Genomic DNA, 18176 nt, shown 5'->3' with positions numbered 1-18176 from the left:
TTCACCCACAAAAGAGCTAGATTTCTCTAGCTCATAAGTTTTTTTGCCCTATCTAAAATTTCTCTTGCAAGTTCCGTCTTGCTCATAATTTCTAAATCATCAATCTTGTCTCTTGAAATAATAGAAACTATGTTAGTGTCGCTGCCAAAACCTGCGCCTTCTCTTTTAATATTATTAACAACGATAATATCAAAATTCTTTTTAATTAGTTTTTCCTTTGCATACTCGTATATGTTAGTTGACTCAGCTGCAAAACCAACTATAACTTGATTTTTCTTTAGACTACCATAGTGTGCAGCAATATCTGGATTCTTTTCCATCTCAATAAGATTCATCTGACTGTCGCTACCCTTTTTAATCTTTTCTTCACTATAAGTCTTTGGTCTATAATCACTTGGAGCTGCGGCCTTGATTAAGACGTCACAGTCATCAAAATATTTTCCAACAGCCTCAAACATTTGATGAGTTGAATCTACCCTAACAAAATTATCAACCTTTGGAACTTCTATTTTAGTTGGACCTGAAATAAGAGTTACCCTTGCTCCTCTTTTTTTTGCATTATCAGCTAGAGCATAGCCCATTTTCCCTGAAGAGTAATTGGAAATAAATCTAACTGGATCAAGTGCCTCTCTTGTAGGGCCAGCAGTTATTACAATGTGCTTGCCTTCAAGATCTTTCTCAGTAAGAGCCCTGTCGATTTCATCGACTATTTCGCTTGGCTCTAGCATCTTACCACTCCCGTAGTCATTACAAGCAAGAAGGTCCTCTTTAGTGTCTAAGATTATAACGCCCCTATCCCTAAGAGTCTGCATATTTTTTTGATTAGGCTCTGAGTTTAACATCACTGTATTCATACCAGGTGCCAACATTACCTTAGACCTTGAAGCCATTAGGACAGTTGATAGCATATCATCAGCTATACCATTGGCAAACTTCCCAATAATATTTGCAGTAGCTGGTGCAATAACAATTATATCTGCCCACTTAGCAAGAGATATGTGCTCAACATCCATATTTAAAAGTTGATTAAACATATCACCATGCACAACATTGTTAGACATAGTCTGAAAAGTAAGAGGTCTTACAAATTCAGTAGCATTTTTGGTCATTATAACCTTAACTTCTGCTCCTAATTTTCTCAAAAGGCTACAAATACCTGGGGACTTATAAGCTGCAATTCCACCTGTAACTCCAAGTAGAATTTTTTTACCTTTTAACATCTTATTCCTCTTCTGCTTCCTCTTTATTTAAATCTTCAATCTTTTTTTGTTTGATTTCTTGGATAAGATTTTCTTTTTCTTCAGCGATTTTTTCTTCGTATTCAGAGTCGCTTAATTTTTCTCCAAATTTTATTTTTCCAGCCATGATTTCTTCAATAGCTATTGAAACTGGCTTATTGCTATCTGTATCAACAAGAGCTGGGTTTCCATCAATAAGCTTTCTTGCTCTTTTTGATACTAGGATTGCAAGTTCATATCTTGAATCTGTAACTTCTTTTAATTCTTTAAAAGATGGTATAATCATTTGCTTCTCTCCTCTTCTGCTTGAACTTCCTTCTTAATATTCTTGTGCCTTTTAACCCTAAGTTTTTCAGCAGCTATAATAGTTTCGATATCCTTTACAGCATTATCTATAACATCATTGATAACAAAATAGTCATATTCTCCTACGAAGTCAAGTTCTCTAAAGGCATTTCTATATCTTGTTTCAATTTCATCTTCAGTTTCTGTATCTCTTTTAACAAGTCGAGATCTTAATTCATCCATTGTTGGTGGAATTAAGAAAATAAAAACTGCTTCCTTATATTTTTTTTTGATTTGAAGGGCTCCTTGTACATCTATTTCAAGTAGGACGATTTCACCCTTGTCTATTTCATCAAAAACAAATTTCTTTGGTGTACCGTAGTAGTTGGTGTGAACAAAGGCATGTTCCAAAAGTTCATCCTTTTCTACCATTTCTTCAAATTCTTCTCTTGTGGCAAAAAAGTAATTTTCGCCATTAACTTCTCCTGGTCTAGGTGTCCTAGTGGTAACAGAAGTTGAGAAAATTATATCGTCATTATTTTTCATTAAAGCTTCACTTACTGTTCCCTTTCCGGAACCAGAAGGACCTGATAAAACTAATAAAAATCCGCCGTCCAAATAATCACCATCCTAATTTTTATTATTCAACATTTTGCGCTTGTTCACGCAGTTTTTCTATTTCTGATTTTAGCATTACTACTGTGCTTGTAAGTTCTATATCGTTGGATTTTGAACCTATGGTATTAGCTTCCCTATTCATTTCTTGAATTAGAAAGTCTAATTTTCTTCCAATTGGTCCCTCTTCATGTATTATATCATTAAAATTTTGAATATGGATTTTAAGCCTTGTAATTTCTTCGTCAATTGAAAGTTTATCTAGCATTATAGCAATCTCTGTTAGAATTCTATCTTCATTTATTTCACTTGCTTGTAGAAATTCGGCTACCCTATCTCTTAATCTATTTTCATTTTCAATTAAGCTTATAGGGGCCCTCTCTTCAATAAAATAAGTAAGCCTTTCAACTTCATTAAGCTTTACTTTAAAGTCTTCCCTAATCTTTTCTCCTTCAAAGGCTCTTGATTTAATAAAATCTTTTGCTGCTTCATCAAGAACTCTTAAAAGTTCCTCCTTAATATAGTCGCCATCAAAATCAGCTTTTTGTGGTTTCACTATATTTGAGTCCTTCATAATTTTGGAGAAGGATAGGTCTGAACTTAATCCAAAATTTTCCTCTAATTCTTTACTTATAATAATATACTTATTTAAAAGCTTATAGTCAATATCTATTTCAACCTGGCTTGAGTCCAAGTATTCAAAGTTTACGAATACATCAACCTTGCCTCTTTTGATTTTTGACTTTATAAAAGATCTTACAGCTTCTTCTGCATACATAATTGAGCTAGGCATCCTTATGTTCATGTCAAGATACCTGTTGTTGACAGATTTCATCTCTACTTTTATATAAAAATCTTCACACTTTTTTTCAAAAAGGCCGTAGCCAGTCATGCTATTCATAAATTACTCCTCATAAAGAACAAAAAGCACTAAAAAGTGCTTTTCATTTTATTTTACTACAATATTAACTATCTTATTTGGAATATAAATTTTCTTAACTATACTTTTGCCTTCAGTATTTTTGGCAAAAAGTTCGTCCTTTTCTGCCATTTCAAGTACCTTGTCTTGTGAAGCATTTCTTTCAATTTTAATTGTATATCTTACTTTTCCATTAAATTGAACTGGAATTTCAATTTCATTATCAATAGTTAATTTTTCTTCAAATTCAGGCCAAGCTTGGTCAGATAATACTCCACCTAAGTTGCAAACTTCCCATAATTCTTCTGTGATATGAGGTGCAACTGGATTTAATAAAATTAAGAAAGTTCTAAAATCCTCTTTAGTAATCTTTCCAAGGTCACTAAATTCGTTGGAAAGAGTCATAAGTTGTGCGATTGCAGTGTTGGCTTTTAAGTTTGCATAATCTTCAGTTACTTTCTTGATAGTCTTATGCATTTGAGAAACTAATTCATTACTATATCCATCACCATCAACAACAATTTCTTGTAGATTCCAAACTCTTTCTAAAAATCTTCTACAACCCCTAACACCATTTTCTGACCAAGGTACAGGTTTTTCAAAGTCACCAATAAACATTTCATAACATCTCAAGGTGTCTGCACCATAATCTCTAACTATATCATCTGGGTTTACAACATTTCCCCTAGACTTTGACATCTTTTCATTGTTTCCTCCAAGAATCATACCGTGAGACGTTCTTTTTTGATATGGTTCCTTAGTTGGAACAACGCCAATATCATATAGGAACTTGTGCCAGAATCTTGAATATAGTAAGTGAAGAGTTGTATGTTCCATACCACCATTGTACCAGTCTACTGGAGTCCAATACTCAAGAGATTCCTTGCTTGCAAGTGCCTTATCGTTGTGAGGGTCAGTATATCTTAAGAAGTACCAAGATGATCCAGCCCATTGTGGCATTGTATCTGTTTCCCTCTTTGCTGATCCACCACATTTTGGACAAGTAGTGTTAACCCAATCAGTCATCTTAGCAAGTGGAGATTCACCAGAGTCAGTTGGTTCATAGTTTTCAACTTCTGGTAGTAATAGTGGAAGTTCTTCTTCAGGAAGAGCTACGTAACCGCATTTATCACAGTAAACTATTGGAATTGGTTCTCCCCAGTATCTTTGTCTTGAGAATACCCAGTCTCTTAATTTGTAGTTAATTTTTCTATTTCCAAGCTTGTGTTCTTCAAGATAGTTAATCATTTTAGCTATTGCATCTTTAACTTCAAGTCCATCTAGGATACCTGAGTTAATCATTTTTCCAGTAGCAGTTTCAGTGTTTGCATGTTCTGACACATCTGACCCTTCGATTACTGGAACAATATTAAGACAAAACTTCTTTGCAAAGTCATAGTCACGGTCATCGTGGGCAGGTACAGCCATGATAGCACCTGTTCCATAAGTCATAAGAACATAGTCAGAAATCCAAATTGGAATTTCTTTATTTGTAAGAGGATTAATTGCCTTAATTCCCTTTATTTCTACACCTGTCTTGTCTTTTTCAAGTTCAGTTCTTTCGAAGTCACTCTTCTTAGCACACTCTGCCTTATAGGCATTTATTTCATCTAGATTTTCAATCTCATCAGCATGATTTTCGATTAATGGGTGCTCTGGTGCTATTACCATATAAGTTGCCCCGTAAATTGTATCTGGTCTTGTTGTGAAAACTTCAAGTTTTTCATCATAGTCCTTAAGTGAGAAGTTAATACTTGCTCCTTCACTTCTACCAATCCAATTCTTTTGTTGTGTTACAACCCTATCAATAAAGTCAAGATCATCTAAGTCCTCGATAAGCCTATCTGCGTATTCAGTAATCTTAAGCATCCATTGGCTCTTAACACGTCTTACAACTTCTTCACCACATCTTTCGCACTTTCCACCAACAACTTCTTCGTTGGAAAGTCCTACCTTACATGATGGGCACCAGTTTATTGGCATTTCTTTCTTATAAGCAAGTCCTCTTTTATAAAGTTGTAAGAAAATCCATTGTGTCCACTTATAATATTCTGGGTCAGTTGTGTTAATTTCTCTAGACCAGTCAAAGGAAAAACCTATTGACTTTAATTGTTTCTTAAAGTGAGCAATGTTATTTTTTGTAACAAGTGCTGGATGGATTTTATTTTTTATTGCATAATTTTCTGTTGGAAGTCCAAAGGCATCCCATCCCATTGGATAAAGTACATTGTAGCCTTGCATTCTCTTCATTCTAGAAACTATATCAAGGGCAGTGTAAGGTCTTGGGTGGCCTACGTGAAGTCCTTGTCCTGAGGGATAAGGAAATTCTACTAGAGCATAGAATTTTTCCTTATCTGAATTGTTTTCGCATACAAAGGATTCATGCTCATCCCAAAAATCTTGCCATTTTTTTTCTATATCATTTGGTGTATATTTATTCATAATAACTCCTAAAATTTCAAATATTAAAATTCAGCATTTCCAACAGTTCTAGGGAATGGAATTACGTCTCTTATATTCTTCATTCCAGTAATGTACATTACTGCCCTTTCAAATCCTAGACCAAATCCAGAGTGAACTACAGATCCGTATCTTCTTAAGTCAAGATACCAATCGTAAGTTTCCATATTCATTCCTATGTTTTTCATTTTTTCTTCTAGAACTTCAAATCTGTGTTCCCTTTGGCTTCCTCCAATTATTTCACCAACACCTGGTACTAGGAGGTCCATAGCTGCAACAGTCTTTTTATCATCATTTTCATACATATAGAAGGCTTTGATTTCCTTTGGATAGTCAGTTACAAAAACTGGCTTTTTATAAATTTCTTCTGTAATGTATCTTTCGTGTTCTGTTTGTAAGTCAATTCCCCAACTTACAGGATAATTAAATTCCTTGTCAGCTTTTTCTAGAATTTCAATAGCTTCTGTATAAGTTATTCTAGCAAATTCATTTTCCACAACATTGTGTAGCCTTTCAAGTAGACCCTTGTCAATGAAGTTATTGAAAAATTCCATTTCTTGAGGTGCATTTTCTAGGACATAAGAAATGATGTATTTTAACATTTCTTCTGACACGTCCATATTTACATTTAAGTCAGCAAAGGCCATTTCTGGTTCAATCATCCAGAATTCAGCAGCGTGTCTTTGTGTGTTTGAATTTTCTGCCCTAAAAGTTGGACCAAATGTATAAATATCTCTAAAAGCTTCAGCAAAAGCTTCTGCTTCTAGTTGTCCAGACACTGTAAGGTGTGTCATCTTATTGAAAAAGTCCTTAGAATAATCAACTTCTGTTGATTCAGACTTAGCAAGCTTATCAATATCAAGAGTTGTCACTTGGAACATTTCTCCTGCTCCTTCAGCATCTGAAGTTGTAATAATTGGAGCATGAACGTAAACAAATCCCTTTTCTTGGAAGAACTTGTGAATTGCATAGGCAATTAGTGATCTAACTCTAAAAACAGCATTAAATGTGTTTGCTCTTGGACGTAGATGAGCTATTGTTCTCAAGTATTCCATTGTGTGTCTCTTCTTTTGAAGTGGATAAGATGGGTCTGATGAACAAATTGCTTCTATCTTATTTGCTTGTAATTCAAAAGATTGATTTTTACCAGGTGATTTAACAATTTTACCGCTTATTTCAAGTGAAGAACTTATAGGAAATTTTTCAACTTCGTCAAAGTTTTCTAATTCTTTACCATAAACAACTTGAATTGGTTTGAAAACTGTTCCATCAGTGAGTTCAATAAAACCAAAGTTTTTTGAAGCCCTAGATGTTTTCACCCAACCACTTAATACTATTTCTTTATCTAAAAAATCTTCTGGATTTTTAAATATATCTCTAATGCTAATTGACATAATTCCTCCTAATTTTCAATTTCTTACTTAATTGTTAAGTATATAATTAATTGCTCTGTTTGTCAATTTTACTCATTTCAAACTATCTAAATATTCTTTTATTTTTCTTTCATAGCCAATGTCTTTTGGCTCGTAATATTTTTTCCCCTTAAAATTGTCAGGCATATATTTTTGTTCCACGTAGGCATTTTCATAATCGTGGGGATATAGGTATTTTTCATCTGTTTCATTTTGTGGATTTCTCTTGTCTCTTATATACTTTGGAATATCAATATTATTTGAATTTTTTACATCTTCCATAGCCTTATTTATGCCACGATAGGCTGCGTTAGATTTTTCTGATGTTGCAAGATAAGTAGCTGTCTGTGCCAAAATTATTCTTGCTTCAGGCATTCCCACAGCATTTATGTTATTAAAACAAGCTGCAGCCACTTGAATAGCTTGAGGATTTGCATTTCCAACATCTTCTGATGCAAAAATTATAAGTCTCCTTGCAATGAATTTAATATCTTCTCCACCTTCTAGCATCTTTGCAAGATATATCAAGGTAGCGTCAGGATCAGACCCTCTCATAGACTTAATAAAGGCTGAAATTGTGTCGTAGTGCTCATTATTATTCTTATCGTACTTGACGTTTTTTATAAGTAGGGAGTTTTCAATGACATCCCTATCAATTAATATTTTTCCATCAACTTGATCGGTCGAGAGAACTGCAATTTCTAAACTATTTAATAAATACCTTCCATCTCCATTGGAGTTTTTTATTAAAATATTTTTTGCATCCTCACTGATTTTTATATTTTTTTTGCCAAGTCCACGTTCCTTATCATTTAAGGCCTTATCCATCATAACTTCAAGGTCTTTATCTTCAAGTGGATGCAAGTTTATTATTTGCATTCTTGATAGAAGGGCCCTATTTACTTCAAAATAAGGATTTTCAGTTGTAGCACCTATTAGACTTATAACACCTCTTTCAACAAAGGGCAAAAGAGCATCCTGCTGACTCTTGTTAAATCTGTGGATTTCATCAATAAAAACTATAGTTGATACATTGTCAAACTTCATAGAGTCTTCAGCCTTTGCTAAGACTTCACGCAGTTCTTTTAAATTTGAAGTTACAGCAGAGAGCTTTACAAAATTTTTATTAGTAGTTCTTGCAATAATTTCTGCTAAAGTTGTCTTCCCAACTCCAGGAGGTCCATAAAACAAGACTGAAGTAAGCCTGTCACTTTTTATTAACCGAGATAGATACTTCCCTTCACCAATAATATGGTCTTGACCAAAAAATTCTTCTAGAGTCCTTGGTCTCATCCTATCAGCAAGTGGTGCCTTGGTCTCCAAATTTTTTTGCATACTAAGTTCAAATAAGTCCATATTAATTCTTCTTCTTTACAAAGTTTTCTAATTCGTCTATAAAGGATTGAAGATCTTTGAACTCTCTATATACAGATGCAAACCTAACATAAGAAACTTCATCAAGGTCCTTTAACTCATCCATTACCATTTCGCCAACTTCAAGAGAACTGATTTCCTTCTTCATAGAGTTTTCAATTTTCTTTTCTATATTATTAACAGCTTCTTCTATATCAGCAGCAGAAACTGGTCTCTTTTCACAAGACTTTATCATCCCTCTAATAATCTTTTCCCTATCAAAGGCCTGCCTGTTTCCATCCTTCTTTATTACCATAATTGGTGACTGTTCAATTTTTTCATAAGTAGTAAATCTCTTTTGACACTTTAAACACTCACGTCTTCTTCTAATTGTATTACCTTCATCAGTAGGTCTTGTGTCTAGTACTTTGGAGTCATCGTATCCACAAAAAGGACATTTCATACTTTTCACCTCATTCAAATAAGGTCCAAAAGGACCATTTAACTAAATAATATCACTTAAAAATTTATTAATCAATTGCAAGACAATATAAAAAAGCTGGACACTAATGCCCAGCTAATTAATATTAACTAACTTAATAATCTTATTAAATACCTCGCCCAACATTTAGGAGTTTTGTGAAAAGTTCTGCATTGACTCTTTGATTAACTACAAGGACTTAATGTCATATTAAAAAATTTCACCCAACCAACTTGGAAGATGTTAACCCCTACTTTACTTCCCCTAAGTTGCTAACTTATTCTTGCAATCAAAAAATTGTAAATTCTTTACTAACTTATTTGCAATCAAAAAGGACATTGTCTCCAATGTCCTAAATCTTTGATTAATTTATTTTCTGTTAATTCTTAAGAAAGAAGGGATTTTAAGTTCTCCATTATCTTCTTCATTATCTTCAAGAGATTCAATGGGAGACTTTTGACCAAGTTCTCCTTTATTATCCTTTTTGTCTTTCTTGTCATCTTTGTATTGTTCAAATTCAGTAGCTATAACTGTAATCTTAACTTCATCCTTAAGTGATTCATCAATTCCTGCTCCAAAGATAATATTAGCATCTTCAGATACGCAATCTCTAATAAGATCAGCTGCTTCATTAACTTCAAAAATACCAAGGTCTGAACCTGCTGTAATGTTTAAAAGAACAGATTTTGCTCCTTCTATTGAAGTTTCTAGTAGAGGAGAGTTTATTGCAAGCTTAGCTGCTTCTGTTGCTCTGTCATCTCCAGATGCACGTCCAATACCCATGTGAGCAATGCCCTTGTCGAACATAATTGTCTTAACGTCAGCAAAGTCAAGGTTAATTAGGTTAGGAACAGAAATTAAATCTGAAATACCTTGGATACCTTGTTTTAAAATATCATCAGCCATTTCAAAGGCTTGTGAGAAGCTAGTCTTTTTATCTGCAATACTTAGAAGTCTGTCGTTTGGAATTATAACTAATGTATCAACTTTTCCCTTAAGAGCATTAATACCTAATTCAGCTGATTTTGCTCTTTTTCTACCTTCAAATGTGAAAGGTTTTGTAACAACACCAACAGTAAGTAGACCTAATTCTTTTGCTACATCTGCAATAACAGGAGCAGCACCAGTACCAGTACCTCCACCCATTCCTGCAGTGATAAATACCATATCAGCACCAGTTAGGGCTTCTCTAATTTCATCTAAAGATTCTTCAGCAGCTTGTTCACCAATTTCAGGATTAGCACCTGCTCCAAGTCCCTTAGTAATTTTTTCTCCAAGTTGAATTTTAGTTTCAGCATTTGAATTTTTAAGTGCTTGTCTATCAGTGTTGAATACTAAAAATTCAACGCCCTTTACACCAGCATCAATCATTCTATTAACAGCGTTATTTCCGCCGCCACCAACGCCAACTACTTTAATTTTGGCAAAATCGTCTTGGTCCATATCGAATTCCAACATAAACATCCTCCTCGTATACTAAATAATTATTTTTATATTCATTACTACCATTTTATAGAAATAGTGTGAAATAGTCAATATATAAAGGTTAAAAGTGTCCTTTAATTTGCATTTTATCTAATCTTGATTTATTTCTCTATAAGATTTATCTTTATTTTCTTCTTTTTTTAAATTTTTATTTTCTTCTTTGTCTGATTTAGAATCTTTTTCTCCATCAGTAATTAAAACTGGGCTGTCTCCCTTTTCCATTTGAATTAAAACTGCATTTTTATTTGTAGTGCTAATGTCCTTCAAAATTAATGAAAGCATCTTAAGTTTGTATTCAATATTAGAATAAGATCCAAATTCAATTTTAATTCCATCTACTGTAGTAAAAGTTGAAATAGAATCTAAGAGCTCAATATCTCTAATATTTCCACGAAGTGAATACTCGTCATTTCTAAGTTCCAGCAAAAGATTCCTCTTTTCTTGATCCTCTTTATTTGTGAGTATATAGTTCCCAGCCTGTGGGTTCTCAACATTAAATCCAGATAAGTTAACTAAGTTGTCTCTTTTCTTATCTGAGTTTTCAAGAATTCTGAAGTTATCATCAACTAATAAGTAATCATTGGCATCTATTTGGTAATAAGGAAGTCTTTCCTTTACCTTTATTTTCACTCTACCCCTTAAGCTGTAAGAAATTTTAGCGTCTTCTATATAAGGAACCTTTTTTAGTTTTTTAATTCTATATTTTTTTGATACCACAAAAAATTTACTTCCCTTATGTAAGTCAGTAACCTTTTTTATCTTAGCAGAGCTCACATTTTTATTGCCCTCTATGGTGATACTTGTTACATCAAAAAAATTTGAGTTTTTAAGAGCAAAGATTATCAAAAAAATGAAGGAAAAGAATATAAAAAACCTACTAAAAATTCTAAAATATCTTTTCTTTTTATTCAGTTTTCTTTTTCTCTTTTCCATCTTTTTCATAAAATCACTTTAAAATCATATCAACTATTTTTGAAACTGCATCTGGACTGGCGAGTTTCTTTGAATTTTTCGCCATCTCATTTCTTTCTTCATCATCATCAATAATTTTATTTATTTCTTCCAATAGCACATTTCCATTTAAGTCCTTTTCTTCAATAACCCTAGATGCACCCATATTTTTGTAGCTCATGGCATTATAATATTGGTGGTTACCAGCAGTGTAAGCCTTTGGGATTAATATAGATGCAAGACCTAATGCAGATATTTCTGCAAGGGTCATAGCAGATGATGATGCTATAACAAGGTCTGCACTTGATAGGTAATCATAAACCTTATGTGTATAATCTAGTATTTCAACATTATCTGGAAGTTCATCCACCTTTTCCATAAAAGCCTTATAATGTTCTCTACCAGTGACATGAGTTAACTTAAAAGGAAGACTCTTATTCTCTTTTAGAATTTCTAAAATTGCATCATTTGTAGATTCTTGTCCTCCAGATCCACCAAAGGAAAATACAAATTTTTCTTTATCTTTAATGTTTAATTCTCTTCTAGATTTCTCCCTATCTAAATGAGAAAATACATCTCTCACAGGATTACCTGTGAAGATGATGTTGTCGTTATCTAAATACTTTTTAGCTTCTTCAAAGTTAATAAAGACATAGTCAGCCTTCTTGGCAAGAATTTTATTTGTCTTACCTGGGTAGGCATTTTGTTCTTGCACTACTGTCTTTATCTTTTTTTGTTGAGCTTTAAAAACTATAGGAGCACAAACATATCCACCCGTTCCAATTACAAAATCTGGTTTAAAATCATGAATTATTTTGCTACATTCCCTTAACCCCTTCATGAGGTTAAAGAAAGTTATGACTGTATCTTTATTTAATTTTTTTCTTGGAAGGCCAGAAATATCTATTCCCTTAAAATCAAAATTATACTTCTCGGCTAATTCTTCTTCTAAAGAATTTTTCTTACCAACGTATAATATATCTGCTTCCTTGTCTTTCTTTTTAATTTCTTCTCCAATTGCTAGAGCTGGATATATATGTCCACCAGTACCGCCACCGGATAAAATATATTTCATAGCGTACCTTCTTTCGAAATTTTTAATAAAATTGCTGTAGATACAAGTGCCATTACAAGAGCTGTACCCCCATAAGAAATAAAGGGTAAAGTTATACCAGTTACTGGAAGAATCTTGGCACAGACCCCCATATTAAAAAAGGCTTGAATACCAATATATGTTGTCATCCCAATAGCTGTAAACTTATCAAAGTAATTAGTAGCCTTAAAGGCAATCATGTATCCCCTGTAAATATATATTACAAATAATAATATTACTATAAAAGTTCCAATAAAACCAAATTCTTCCGCAATTACAGAAAAAATAAAGTCTGTATAGGCTTCTGGTAGGTTAGTGTACTTTTGTCTAGACCTAAATAAACCTACTCCAGAATATCCTCCTAGGGCAAAGGCATATAAAGATTGCCTTGATTGATAAAGGGCTGCTGATTGATAATCTGTTGAATCAGACACAAATCCTAGAATTCTCATTATTCTAAATTTATTTTCTGGATCCTTTAAGATTACATAGATTAAACCTATACCAAGTAGGATTAAGAATAAAAATTGTTTTTTTGTAATTCCACTTGCTAGTAAAATAGCAAATAGACCGACTCCAATAACAACTGCTGTTGAGAAGTCCTTTATCATAATTGGTCCAACAGATATACCCATTATAGCTACTGCCGTTAAGAAAATTTTTTTATCTCTTAAAGAGTAGATGTGCTTAGCCAAGTACTTGGCTAAATATATTATTGACGATAATTTCAAAATATCCGAAGGTTGAAACCTAATTATTTTTAAGTCTAGCCATCTTACTTGACCCTTTGACTTGTCTCCTAGTGGCGACCATAGAAGGAGTATCAAGATAATACTAAAGGGGAATAACCAATCGATATTTTTATAAATTACTGCCCTTGGCATTTTTATTATCATAAATAGGGCAACAATTCCTATTATTAAGAAACCAGATTGCCTAGCTAAGTAATGGAAACTGTTTAGATTATATTTTTTTGCTGTGGGAAAGGAAGCTGATGTAACTGCTACAAGACCAATCACAATAAGAAAAATTGTAGTCAAAAGCAACATCAGGTCTATATCTTTCATTTCCTTTTTTAACTTCATCTACACCAACTCTTTTACAAGGTCTTTAAAGTGTTGACCCCTCACTTCATAGCTCTTATACATATCCCATGAAGCACATGCTGGTGAAAGTAAGACGTCATCACCCTTTACAGCAAGTTTTTTTGCTAGTTCTACTGCCTTTTTTAAGTCTTCTGTAATATAAAATTCTACTCCATACTTCTTACATGACTCAGAAATTTTTTCTGCTGTTTGTCCAAATAGAATAGCTGTCTTCAATTTATCCTTAGATTTTTCTATTAAGTTATCAAAGTCAGCACCCTTGTCGTAACCACCAGCGATTAAAACTACATCTCCATACATAGCGGCTACTGCAACTTCAGTAGAGTCTGGGTTTGTTCCCTTGGAATCGTTATAGTATTTAACTCCATCAACTTCTCTTACGAATTCAATTCTATGTTCAACTCCAGTAAAAGATGCAATTGATTTTTTTATAATATCTAAATCAATATTTAAGAGTTTGCAAGCAATTATTGCAGCCATAATATTTCTTACGTTGTGGTCTCCAGGTATTTTTATATCCTTAACATCTAAAATTTCTTCTATCTTAACTCCGTCGTTGAAATAAATTTTACCTTGGTCAAGGTAGGCTCCCTTTTCAGAGATTTTTTCCATAGAGAAATAATATCTTTCTGCTTTTAAATTATATTTATCTGCAAGATCCCTATCTTCATAATTTAAAATTGCAAAGTCATTTTCATCTTGGTTTTTGAAAATCTTAAACTTTGCATTCACATAGTTTTGTCTAGTCTTGTGCCAGTCTAAGTGGTCGCTTGTCACATAAGTAAGCACTGCAATATGTGGTTTAAAATAAATGGTATTCTCTAGTTGGAAGGAAGACGCTTCTATAACAACATAATCTTCAGCCTTAGATTTTTTAGTTATTTCAAGAATTCCTCTTCCAATATTTCCCACAACAAAAGTTTTTGCTACCCTTCTTAGGATATCCCCAAGAATGGTAGTTGTTGTAGTCTTTCCATTAGTGCCAGTAACTGCAATAATATTCTTTGTTTTTAAATTTCTATAGCTAAGTTCAATATCAGAAATAATTTCAATATTCTTTTCTCTAGCTTTTTCTAAGAGTTCATGGAAGGGATAAATTCCTGGACTTTTTACTATCAAATCAATATTATCAAGATCTTCATCTTTGAAAATAATAAAATCTTCTTCAACATTTAATTTTTGAAGGTCTTGATTGCTATCATAGACATAAATTTTACATGGAAATTCTTTTAAAAACTTTAGTGCTGTCTTTCCAGTAACGCCAAAGCCCATTATTAATATATTTTTGTTTTCTAACATCTCAAATCACCTAAAATAAAATTAAGTAGGAAATCATACAAAGTATAAGTTCCACTAATGAAAATACTGCAACTATTTTTTTCTCATGCCATCCCTTTTGTTCAAAATGATGGTGAAGTGGTGACATAAGGAAAACTCTCTTTCCCCTAGTTTTAAAACTAACTACTTGAATTATAACTGAAAGTGTTTCAATAAAGTAAATTCCACCAGCTATAGGTAAAATTAGAGGCACATTTAAAAGAAGGGCAATTGCAGATATTGCACCTCCTAGGGCAAGAGATCCTGTATCTCCCATAAAGACCTTAGCTGGGAACTTATTGTAGTATAAGAAGCCAATTAGCGCCCCAGCAAGTGCTAAGCAAAATCCTGCAATTTCATATCTTTGAAGTTTAATTGCTACAAAATTGAAAAATAAGAGACAGATAATTGTCACACTAGATGAAAGACCGTCTAACCCGTCAGTTAGGTTTACTGAGTTTACTGTCCCAACAATTACAAAAATTACAAAGGGAATATATAAAAATCCTATTGATCTGTAATCCTTTATAAAAGGAATATAAAGGTCTGTCCCTATTTCTTTTGAATTATATTGATAAATTATTAAAATTACCGCAACCAAAATTTGAAGAAGAAGTTTTTGATATGCACGTAGACCTAGGTTTCTCTTCATAACAACTTTGATGTAGTCATCAATAAATCCAACTGCTCCAAAGGCAAGTGTTGAGAAAAGTATCATTAAAACTGATAACTTAAAATTTGCCGTAACAAGACTTGTTATAATTACTGATGCTAGAAAGATTAAGCCACCAATAGTTGGAGTCCCACTTTTAACTAAGTGAGACTGAGGTCCATCTTCTCTTATACTTTGTCCTGCGTGTAACCTTCTTAATAATGGAATTATAATCCTGCCCAAGATTATGGATAGAATTAATCCCACTCCTATATTAATTAAATAATTCATTATACTTTATCCTAATTCCTTTTACTTTTATTACTTTCTTTATTATTTTTATCTAAGTTTTCCTTAGACTTCTTTCTTTTACTTTTTGACTTCTTACTATCTTTTTTATTCTCTTTTTTGTTTTCTTTATTCTTATTATTTACTTCAGACCTTTTATCACTGTTAGAATTTTTCCTCTCATTATTAGTCTTATTGTTAGAATTTTCTTCACTAGACTTATCAAAATCCTCATCTCTTTTTGAGTAGTTAAGTGTGACAAGTTCACTGCCACTTAATTTTTGTCCAGGTCTTGGACTTTGTGATATAAAGTCGCCATTTCCTTTGATATTATACTCTAAATTCATAGAATTTAAAATAGATTGGCTTTCTTTTCTAGTCTTCTTGCTAAAGTCAGGCATTATTAATAGACCACTGTCCTTATCATTAACTGCAAGATCAACTATGGTTCCCTTTAGCACATTAGATCCTGCTGATGGATTTTGGTTTGTGACAACAGAATAAGGTAATACAGTTTCAGAGTTATTGTTAAACTTAAGCCCTGCATCTATTAAAATCTTACCTGCATCCTCAAGAAGAAGTCCTCCAACATTTGGAACAGATACGTACTCATCTTTCTCATCAACTTCTTCAGTTTTTGGTATCTTCAAATAGTTAAGAGACTTAGACAAAACTTCTTGTACAACTGGTGCTGCAACTGCCCCACCAAGAATTCCTTCCTTAGGGTTATTGACAACAACAAGAACAGTAAGCCTTGGATCATTTAGAGGAGCTACACCAACAAAGGATGAGTTATAAGCATCAAGATAGCCAGTTGGTGTTGCAATATTAGCAGTACCTGACTTACCTCCAACTATATATCCTGGAATTTTGGCAAGCTTACCTGTACCCTTTTCTACTACCCTTCTCATCATCATCTTCATTTTGTCAGAAGTTTCTTCGGATATTACCCTTCTCCTAAGCTCAGTTCTTTTTCTCTCTATTACATTTCCATTGGCATCTACTATTTCCTTTATAAGAGTTGGCTTGTTTAAGAAACCTCCGTTGGAAATGGCACTTATTGCATTAATAAGTTGTATAGGAGAAACTGCAATTGAGTGACCATAGGACATTGTTGCTAGATTAACCTTACTTATATCCTTGTATGACCTTGGAACAATACCAATAGATTCACCATAAAGCTCAATTCCAGTTTTTTTACCAAAGCCAAAGGCCTTGATGTACTTTAAAAACTTTTCAGCCCCCAAACCTTGACCAACTTGAATCATAGTCATGTTACAAGATTCTTCTATTGCCTTGGCAAGAGTCTTTTTCCCTCTAGTATGACTTGTACAAGTTAATCTACTATTTCCAATTACCATTGACCCATTACAAACATATTGCGAATCGGGTTGGGCTGTGTTTTCTTCTATTGCAGCCGCTGCTGTTATAAGTTTAAAAGTTGATCCTGGTTCATACTGGTCGTTGACATTGAAGTCTCTCCAGTTGTCGTAGAGGATATCCATCTTCTCTTCTTCGCTTAAATTATCCCACTCTTCTTCTTGTTTTTCATTTATAGGTTCTCTTGGATCATTTAAGTTATAGTCATCCTTAGTTGTCATTGCCAAGATTTCTCCAGTCATTGTATCCTGAACTATTATAGAAACCCTATCTGCCATATTTTCCTTTTTTGCTTTTGTAGCTGCAGTTTCTGCAAACTGTTGGATATTGGAATCAATAGACAAGACAACGGAATAACCTTCCTTTGGCGCATAAGTCTCCTCATCTGTAAGAGGAATTTTATTTGAAGCATTGTCCTTTAGAGATACATTTTTCCCTGAAATGCCTGATAATTCTTCGTCAAAGGATGCCTCAATACCATATTGACCCACATTTTCGTCATTTGTAAAACCAATTATATAAGATGCCAAGTTGTTGAAGGGATAAAGCCTTCTTGTTACATCATCAATGGTCATAGGAATGAGGTTAGATTTTTTATTGTCTTTCTTTTCTTTATTTTCTTTAATTATTTTTGTCCTAATATCCTTTAATTCTTGTGCCTTACCTCTGTCAATATTTGTAGCAAGTCTTACAACCTTATCTCCTTCCATCTTAGACCTAATTTCATCATAGTCTATACCAGTTACATCAGAAATAATTTTTGCATCTTCGTCATATAACTTTTCTTTCCTATTTTTGAAGTCACTTTCACTTTCGTCCTTCCTCTCCTTCAAATAATCCATGTTATAAAAGACGTTGCACTTTGTTATGTTAATTGCCATTTCCTTTCTATTTCTGTCATAGATTATTCCACGATTAGAGTTTATGACCTCAGTCTTAGTTAGTTGGTTTAAGGCTGCGATAGTTAGTTCTTCTGACTGGACAATTTGAATCCAGAGAAGTTTTACGATTAATAATACAAACAAAAAAGCTAGAAAGATAAAAAATACAAATATGAATCTATTGGCATTGTTTGTCTTGGCCTTAAATCCATTTTTCGTTTTTTTATCTCTAGCTTTAATTTTATTAGTTTTCAATTATA

15 protein-coding genes are annotated in these 18176 nt (G+C 33.1%); all 15 read right to left on the bottom strand.

The annotated features are described in order from the left end of the window. Window positions 1-26: 26 nt before the first annotated feature. Window positions 27-1220, bottom strand: coding sequence for a bifunctional phosphopantothenoylcysteine decarboxylase/phosphopantothenate--cysteine ligase CoaBC (coaBC, locus tag CAN42_RS06030; protein WP_085875942.1), 1194 nt, complete (start codon window positions 1218-1220; stop codon window positions 27-29). Window position 1221: 1 nt separating this feature from the next. Further along, entirely contained in the window at window positions 1222-1524 is a 303-nt protein-coding gene (rpoZ, locus tag CAN42_RS06025; RefSeq protein ID WP_085875941.1) for a DNA-directed RNA polymerase subunit omega, read from the bottom strand. Next, window positions 1521-2141 (bottom strand): guanylate kinase, encoded by a 621-nt coding sequence (gmk, locus tag CAN42_RS06020; RefSeq protein WP_085875940.1) that lies wholly within the window; start codon window positions 2139-2141, stop codon window positions 1521-1523. Before gmk ends, rpoZ begins: the two co-directional genes overlap by 4 nt. Before the next feature lie 22 nt (window positions 2142-2163). Continuing rightward, window positions 2164-3039 (bottom strand): YicC/YloC family endoribonuclease, encoded by an 876-nt coding sequence (locus CAN42_RS06015; RefSeq protein ID WP_085875939.1) that lies wholly within the window; start codon window positions 3037-3039, stop codon window positions 2164-2166. A gap of 48 nt (window positions 3040-3087) precedes the next feature. Further along, window positions 3088-5499 carry a leucine--tRNA ligase gene (leuS, locus tag CAN42_RS06010; RefSeq protein WP_085875938.1) on the bottom strand — a complete coding sequence of 804 codons (2412 nt, stop codon included), beginning with the start codon at window positions 5497-5499 and terminating at the stop codon, window positions 3088-3090. Between the two features lie 23 nt (window positions 5500-5522). Continuing rightward, window positions 5523-6911: an asparagine--tRNA ligase gene (gene asnS / locus CAN42_RS06005; protein ID WP_085875937.1), complete on the bottom strand. Its 1389-nt coding sequence runs from the start codon at window positions 6909-6911 to the stop codon at window positions 5523-5525. Between the two features lie 72 nt (window positions 6912-6983). Then, window positions 6984-8285, bottom strand: a complete 1302-nt coding sequence (locus tag CAN42_RS06000) for a replication-associated recombination protein A (protein WP_085875936.1) — start codon at window positions 8283-8285, stop codon at window positions 6984-6986. Window position 8286: 1 nt separating this feature from the next. After that, window positions 8287-8745: a transcriptional regulator NrdR gene (gene nrdR, locus CAN42_RS05995; RefSeq protein ID WP_005956710.1), complete on the bottom strand. Its 459-nt coding sequence runs from the start codon at window positions 8743-8745 to the stop codon at window positions 8287-8289. Window positions 8746-9132: 387 nt separating this feature from the next. After that, window positions 9133-10221, bottom strand: coding sequence for a cell division protein FtsZ (ftsZ, locus tag CAN42_RS05990; RefSeq protein WP_062571137.1), 1089 nt, complete (start codon window positions 10219-10221; stop codon window positions 9133-9135). 117 nt (window positions 10222-10338) lie between these two features. Continuing rightward, window positions 10339-11181, bottom strand: coding sequence for a cell division protein FtsQ/DivIB (locus tag CAN42_RS09155; protein WP_280630436.1), 843 nt, complete (start codon window positions 11179-11181; stop codon window positions 10339-10341). Between the two features lie 13 nt (window positions 11182-11194). Next, complete coding sequence (gene murG, locus CAN42_RS05980; RefSeq protein WP_085875934.1) at window positions 11195-12274, bottom strand: undecaprenyldiphospho-muramoylpentapeptide beta-N-acetylglucosaminyltransferase; 1080 nt, start codon at window positions 12272-12274, stop codon at window positions 11195-11197. Next, complete coding sequence (locus CAN42_RS05975) at window positions 12271-13377, bottom strand: FtsW/RodA/SpoVE family cell cycle protein (protein ID WP_085875933.1); 1107 nt, start codon at window positions 13375-13377, stop codon at window positions 12271-12273. The genes murG and CAN42_RS05975 overlap by 4 nt, the downstream gene beginning before the upstream one ends. Next, window positions 13378-14697: a UDP-N-acetylmuramoyl-L-alanine--D-glutamate ligase gene (murD, locus tag CAN42_RS05970; RefSeq protein WP_085875932.1), complete on the bottom strand. Its 1320-nt coding sequence runs from the start codon at window positions 14695-14697 to the stop codon at window positions 13378-13380. A 10-nt stretch (window positions 14698-14707) separates the two neighbouring features. Continuing rightward, window positions 14708-15658, bottom strand: a complete 951-nt coding sequence (gene mraY / locus CAN42_RS05965; protein WP_085875931.1) for a phospho-N-acetylmuramoyl-pentapeptide-transferase — start codon at window positions 15656-15658, stop codon at window positions 14708-14710. An 11-nt stretch (window positions 15659-15669) separates the two neighbouring features. Continuing rightward, window positions 15670-18171: a penicillin-binding transpeptidase domain-containing protein gene (locus CAN42_RS05960; protein ID WP_085875930.1), complete on the bottom strand. Its 2502-nt coding sequence runs from the start codon at window positions 18169-18171 to the stop codon at window positions 15670-15672. Window positions 18172-18176: the final 5 nt, after the last annotated feature.

It is taken from the genome of Peptoniphilus vaginalis (assembly GCF_900176605.1).
Lineage (GTDB): Bacteria > Bacillota > Clostridia > Tissierellales > Peptoniphilaceae > Peptoniphilus_A > Peptoniphilus_A vaginalis.
This window is presented reverse-complemented; position numbering and strand designations above follow the sequence as displayed.